At 45.1% G+C, this 5842-nt stretch carries 7 protein-coding genes; 3 read left to right on the top strand and 4 right to left on the bottom strand.

Annotated elements, in window-relative coordinates:
* Positions 1 to 41: 41 nt before the first annotated feature.
* The 3 genes from tnpA (at position 42) to tnpC (ending at position 2594) form a co-directional block, all read left to right on the top strand.
* The gene (gene tnpA / locus WJ238_RS10410; protein ID WP_337606903.1) at positions 42 to 410 is read left to right on the top strand and encodes an IS66 family insertion sequence element accessory protein TnpA; all 369 of its coding nucleotides are present in this window, start codon (positions 42 to 44) and stop codon (positions 408 to 410) included.
* A complete protein-coding gene (gene tnpB / locus WJ238_RS10405; protein WP_337606902.1) occupies positions 403 to 756 on the top strand; it encodes an IS66 family insertion sequence element accessory protein TnpB in 354 nt (117 codons plus the stop codon). Before tnpA ends, tnpB begins: the two co-directional genes overlap by 8 nt.
* Before the next feature lie 146 nt (positions 757 to 902).
* Entirely contained in the window at positions 903 to 2594 is a 1692-nt protein-coding gene (gene tnpC, locus WJ238_RS10400; protein WP_296101895.1) for an IS66 family transposase, read from the top strand.
* Between the two features lie 64 nt (positions 2595 to 2658).
* Here tnpC and WJ238_RS10395 read toward each other — a convergent pair whose 3' ends face one another.
* The 4 genes from WJ238_RS10395 to WJ238_RS10380 form a co-directional block, all read right to left on the bottom strand.
* Positions 2659 to 3150, bottom strand: a complete 492-nt coding sequence (locus WJ238_RS10395; protein WP_337606901.1) for a site-specific integrase — start codon at positions 3148 to 3150, stop codon at positions 2659 to 2661.
* Positions 3147 to 4394, bottom strand: a complete 1248-nt coding sequence (locus WJ238_RS10390) for a tyrosine-type recombinase/integrase (protein WP_337606900.1) — start codon at positions 4392 to 4394, stop codon at positions 3147 to 3149. The genes WJ238_RS10395 and WJ238_RS10390 overlap by 4 nt, the downstream gene beginning before the upstream one ends.
* 398 nt (positions 4395 to 4792) lie before the next feature.
* Positions 4793 to 5323, bottom strand: a complete 531-nt coding sequence (locus tag WJ238_RS10385; RefSeq protein WP_337606899.1) for an IS630 family transposase — start codon at positions 5321 to 5323, stop codon at positions 4793 to 4795.
* Entirely contained in the window at positions 5283 to 5720 is a 438-nt protein-coding gene (locus WJ238_RS10380; protein ID WP_337606898.1) for a helix-turn-helix domain-containing protein, read from the bottom strand. The genes WJ238_RS10385 and WJ238_RS10380 overlap by 41 nt, the downstream gene beginning before the upstream one ends.
* Positions 5721 to 5842 lie beyond the last annotated feature (122 nt).

Here is a 5842-nt window from a genome sequence, read left to right as displayed (position 1 = left end):
TACCTACAAATTCATCTCCGCATTTGATAAGATAGTCTCAAATGATGGAGGTGATCCCAATTAATACGAATGAACATGCAGCATTAAAAGCGGATCTTTGGGCAGAGCGGATCCGTGCCTTCCAGGAAAGCGGTTTATCCCGCAAAGACTGGTGCCAGCAAAACGAGATCCCACAGTCCACGCTGAGCTACTGGATCCGAAAGATCCGGGCAGCGGATACCGGGACGGAATGCTTTGCGGAACCGGTGTTTGCAAAATTGCCTTCCGAACAGAACCTGCAGGTGAATGCCATCGCGGGGAATCCGCCTGTGGCAATTCTTTTTCCGGACAATATCCGGATTGAAGTTGCCGCGGACTGCCCGGCCCGGCTAATCACTGCCCTTCTCCAGGTCCTGAAGAACTATGCTTGATTTTTCCGGAAGCACAACTGTCTATCTGGCGTGCGGAGTGACCGATCTGCGCAAGAGCTATACCGGTTTGGCCGCAATCATCAAATTGAAATTCCATCTCGACCCGTACTCCCGCTGTATGTTCGCGTTCTGCAATCGCAGACGCACATTGATCAAGATTCTCCAATGGGACGGGTCCGGATTCTGGATCCTAATGAAACGGCTGGAGAGGGATGCCTTCCACTGGCCAGATACACCGGACGAACTGTGCAAAGTTACCCTGAAAGAGATCCACTGGCTATGCGATGGATTGTCGTTGAATCCCAGCGGCGCGTTTGCGGAGCGCCACCCGAAGATCATCATCTGAGCCGAATCCTGTCAATCCGCAAAAAGCAGAAATTTCCCCGATTTGACGCGGATTTTCCTCTGTTTGCGGAGGTCATTTCCGATAGGAACCGAATCCTTTTTATGGTATACTCTCCAGTAAAGATTGCAGAAAGGTGAGGCTGTGTGATGGACCCGATTTTTACAGAAGAACAACTGAACCGGATGAGCAGGGAGGATATGTGCTCCCTGTTAAAACTCATGCAGCAGCACCAGCAAAAGCAGGAAGAAGCGCTGCAGAGACAGGAAGAAAGGCTGCAGAATCAGGAAACAAAGATCCGGATGCTGGAAGAGCAGAAAAAAGAGCTGGAATTCCTGAACGCGATGCTCTCGGACCGCCTGACGCTTGCCCGGAGGAAGCGGTTTGGTGCGTCCAGCGAAAAATACGCGGACGGCTATACCCAGCTGAATCTTTTTAATGAAGCGGAGAAGGAAGCGGACGCGGATGCCCCGGAGCCGGACCTGGAAGAGGTCCATCCGTCTCCTTACCGGAGGAAGAAACGTCCCGGCAAAAAAGAAGAAGACCTTTCCTCCTTTGAAACAACCGAAGTGGTGGAATACAAGCTGGAGGGCGCGGACCAATACTGTCCGGACTGCAGCACCAAATATAAAGTGGTCACAAAGGAAACCGTAAAGCGCCTGAAATTCATCCCTGCGCGGTTTGAAGTGGCGGAGGAAGTCACCTTTGTTTACTGCTGCCCGAAATGCGGGGCGATGAAGCGGCCGGAAAAAGCGCCGTCCCTTCTGAAAGGCAGCGCGGCAACCCCGTCACTGGTGGCAGGCATTATGAACGCCAAGTATGTAAACGGGATGCCGCTTGCGCGTCAGGAGAGGGAATTCGCCAGGTATAACCTGAACCTTTCCACAAAGACCATGGCAAACTGGATTATCCTGTGCGCTGACCGGTATCTGCAGCCGCTTTATGATCTGATGAAAGAGGAGCTGCTCCGAAGCAAATATTTACACGGGGACGAAACCAGGATTCAGGTGATCGGTGAGCCGGACCAGGAGGGTTCCACCCAGAACTGGATGTGGGTGTATCTGACGGATGAACACAGCGGCTCACCGCGGATGGTTCTTTTCCAGTACGAGAGGACCCGTGCCGGATACCATCCGAAGGAATTCCTTGGTAATCCGTTCGAGGGATATTTCACCTGCGATGGGTACCAGGCATACCACAGCCTTCCGGAAAGGATCACTGTGACGGGATGCATGGCCCATGCGAGACGCAAGTTCGATGAAGCCCTGACCGTATTAAAAAAGGATTTCACAAAAGAGCAGCTGAAAAAGACAACGGCATATCAGGCAATGGAACGGATCGGGATGCTCTATAAGATAGAGGAGATGATCCGTGACAAGTCACCGGAAGAAAGGTATGAAGAGCGTCAAAAGCAGGCAAAACCGCTTTTAGAGGCTTTCTTTGAGTGGCTCCATACCCTGGAGGATGCCGTAGACCGTTCTTCGCTGATCGGGAAGGCAGTCCTGTACGCCATGAATCAGGAGGTTTATCTGAAACGCTATCTGGAAGACGGGCATTTAAGTATCGATAATCTGGCGGCTGAGCGGGCGCTGAAGAACTTTGCGATAGGGAGGCGGAACTGGCTGTTTGCAAAGAGCATCCGAGGGGCTCAGGCCAGCGCAACCGTATACAGCATTACGGAAACAGCCATGCTAAATGGCCTAAAGCCATACCATTATCTCACCTATGTGCTGGAGAAGATGAAAGACCTGGGGCCATTTCCAGAAAAAGAAGCCATGCAGGAACTTCTCCCTTGGTCTGCCAGCCTTCCGGCCGATTGCCATAGCAAGCTGAAAAAGTAAGGAACGTTCTTCCCCTGGTAAGTACCGGGGGATTTTCTTATTTTGTCAAGGTACGGATGATTACCTACTTACGTACATTAAGTGCTTCCATCACACGCAATCCCGTACAATACAGTAATCGGATGAGGACAGGCATCACAAGATGCATCGTGGACCGACGGTTTGGGTAGATTTTATTACTGGCTTCGAAGATTCGCTTCATCTCCTCGTGGGTAAAGATATACGCAGAATATTTCGATTTCCTTTGTCGGATATATTCAAGGTTAACTGGAATATAAGCTTCATAGCCTGAAGATATCAGGAAAAGGGCGAACTGCCGGATACAGCTGATACGTTGCTGGTGACAGGATCTTGCTGACTCATAAGGTTTCTTCTCACACCATTTGTCCATGAGTTCTTTTGTAAACTTTGGAGAATCTATATTCAGAGAAAAGCAAAGATCATCGAAAGTTTTAAGGTAGACAGCCTCTGTTTCATACTTATAACCAGCAGCCCTTTTATAAGCAATAAAATCCCGTATGAGCTCTGCAAAGATACTGTGATAGACCTGTATCATATACGGACACCTCCCATCCATACACCGGTGAGACCTGGTACTTCCAAGGCAATCTTTCTCAGGTGATGCATATCGACTTTCAGATACATTTTTGTAGTATCTGTGTCTGAATGAGAAAGCACCTCTGATATAACTGGTAATGGAATTTCTTTTTCCAACATAGAGGTTGCCAGACTTGCGCGTAGTGCATGGGGGCCATGGCAACGCCCTGGTCTTGCTGTTATGCCGGCATCCCGGAATGCGTTTGTTACAATCATATGGAGTGACGCCGGATTGAGCTTTTTGAAAGGAGCCTGCATCCGTAGAAATATATGATAATCCTCTGAGTTTGGCCTGACATCTTTTATGTATCGGATAATTGCATTGCCAACATCGGCAGGAAGTGGCAGCACAGCTGGCTTTCCAGTTTTTACAGTTACGAATTCAATGGTATTTCTTTCCCAATGGATGTTTTTGAATTCGAGGGCACAGATATCAGATGCCCTTATACCAAGCCGGGCCGCCATAAGTACCATAGCATAATTCCGTATCCCAATTGCGCTGGATTGATTAAAAGAAACCAGCATCTTTTCGATTTCATCAGTTTGGTAAACAGACGGGACAACCTTCCTGCATCTGACTGAAAGGACGACTGGGGAGTAATCCTCAGATGTGTGTCCATTCTGGTAAAGATAACGAAGCAATACTCGCATTGACGCAGAAACACTTTTTAAGGTTGGCAGGTTTTTCTGCTCAGCAAGCCATTTCATAAATCCCTGTACTATTGCCGGAGATATATCAGAAATTTTTGATATCCTGGATTCCTGCAGGTACTTGGAAAAATAATTCAGTGTGTAGATATCTCTATTTATGGTTGAAAGAGCTAAATCCTGAGATTTACGTTCATTCAGGAATTCATAGAAGGGAAGCGCATAAGCATCGTGGAAAGAACACGGCCAATATGTTTTTTCACGATATACACTTTTTCCATCAGCACAATAGAGCAAAGCACAGACTGCTCGTTTCCTTCGTTTATCAATGGGGCGGAGCTTGGCGAAGTTTTGATCCGCATGAATATCATACTTATCTTTTAAAAAGGCAAAAGCGTTTTCTTTGCTGAAAACAAGATCATGTGCTATAAGATACTGTTCCAACGCTTTCCACGTATACGAAAGCTGAGTAATATAATCTTGTTTGATACCATCCCCTTTCATTGATTGCGAAACAGTTTGAATTAATTCGGTTACAGACATTTGTTCCTTCATGGTTTTCCTCCTCCTGTTTTTCCTTAATTTTAGAGGAGAAAATGTAAAGCGCATAGTTGTAAAATCGATAAAACTCGTAGAAATATGGAGCTTTGGTAAAAAGCTTTACATTTTACCTGACTTTTCATTTCATATCTAATGTTAAGCTTAACATTAGATGTGGTAGTTGTTGGGAACTTTTAGGACCGCTTTATAGTCGCAAGCCGTGTAACATCCGCCTGGCAGTGGTTTCATACATGGTTTGTCATACTTTTCGAAAGCATCCTGTCTTGAGAAATCCTTGCCTTGAAAAGATCGTTTATTGAGGACTGCTACTATTTTTTTGATTTCAGCATTCAGGTCTTCAAATGATACATATATCTTTTCTTTCAGTTTCTCAACTATAGCAAAACAATAAATTATTGCACATAATTACACGAACGAAACCATCCCAAACAATCTGACTGCTGTATAGTCGAAAATGCCTTCTCAATTGTTTCTGGCAATTTTGCTGCTATACGAATTTTTTCCTTTCTCAAGAAAGCTTTGATTTTAGACCACATTTTTTCTATCGGATTCAAATCAGGGCTATATGGAGGCAAATAACAGTAAGCGATACCGGCTTCATCCAATACTTGTTTTACAGCTTTTGAATGATGAGAACGCATATTATCCATTATAATAACATCTGTACGGGATAGACTTGGAATCAGTTTTGTTTTCAAATATTCGATGAAACGTTCTGTCGTAGTTCCACCCTGATATACCGTATATGCAGTCGAACCGTCCAGTCGTATAGAGGAAAGAATCGTTGTGTTACAAGGTGTATTTACCGGCGTGCTGTCTACTGCCCTTTGATTTTTTTTAGACCTGGCATAGTGCCTTGTCATGTTTGTATTGACACCGCTTTCATCCAGAAAAACCAGATGATCTGCAGCGTTCTCCGACATATGTTTTATCCAGTTTTTTCGACTGATCTGAACATCGGGGACGCTCCTGTTCAGAGGCATGCAATGATTTCTTTTTATAAACATATCCGAGTTTTAAAATTGCCTTTCGGACTGTTTCATCACTCACATGCAACTGAAGTTTTTCTATGATCTCATTGATTGTAATGTCAGGCTGATTTTGGATCAGCAGATCAATATTTTGGAGATCTTTCTGAGTCAGAACCGGTTTACGCCCACGCAAAGAAGTCCTTGTCTCGACAGAACCAGTTTCGCGCATTCTTTTTTCAAGACGATAAACGGTACTGGTATTAACAGAAAAACATTCTGCAATTTCTTTTGCATTGTGAGTCTTATTCCAAGCTTCAATGAGTAGTTTTCGTGTTTCATTATGTAGCATAATTATCACCTCTTGACTTTATCATAAACCATATGTCAAGAGAATGCAGTATTATTTTGGATTGCTATAGGTGTATTTCAAGATAACGTACATGATTTTCAACTGTAGGCTTGCCTTTCGGC

This window comes from Claveliimonas sp. (assembly GCF_037273965.1).
GTDB classification, from domain to species: Bacteria; Bacillota; Clostridia; order Lachnospirales; family Lachnospiraceae; genus Claveliimonas; species Claveliimonas bilis.
The sequence above is the reverse complement of the archived record's forward strand: the minus strand, read 5'-3'. Positions and strand labels throughout refer to the sequence as shown.

Coding starts and splice junctions, on each gene's coding strand:
- WJ238_RS10380 (WP_337606898.1), bottom strand. CDS start 5,720: ATGCTACATAATGAAACACGAAAACTACTCATTGAAGCTTGGAATAAG.
- tnpB (WP_337606902.1), top strand. CDS start 403: ATGCTTGATTTTTCCGGAAGCACAACTGTCTATCTGGCGTGCGGAGTG.
- tnpC (WP_296101895.1), top strand. CDS start 903: ATGGACCCGATTTTTACAGAAGAACAACTGAACCGGATGAGCAGGGAG.
- WJ238_RS10390 (WP_337606900.1), bottom strand. CDS start 4,394: ATGAAGGAACAAATGTCTGTAACCGAATTAATTCAAACTGTTTCGCAA.
- tnpA (WP_337606903.1), top strand. CDS start 42: ATGATGGAGGTGATCCCAATTAATACGAATGAACATGCAGCATTAAAA.
- WJ238_RS10395 (WP_337606901.1), bottom strand. CDS start 3,150: ATGATACAGGTCTATCACAGTATCTTTGCAGAGCTCATACGGGATTTT.
- WJ238_RS10385 (WP_337606899.1), bottom strand. CDS start 5,323: ATGTCGGAGAACGCTGCAGATCATCTGGTTTTTCTGGATGAAAGCGGT.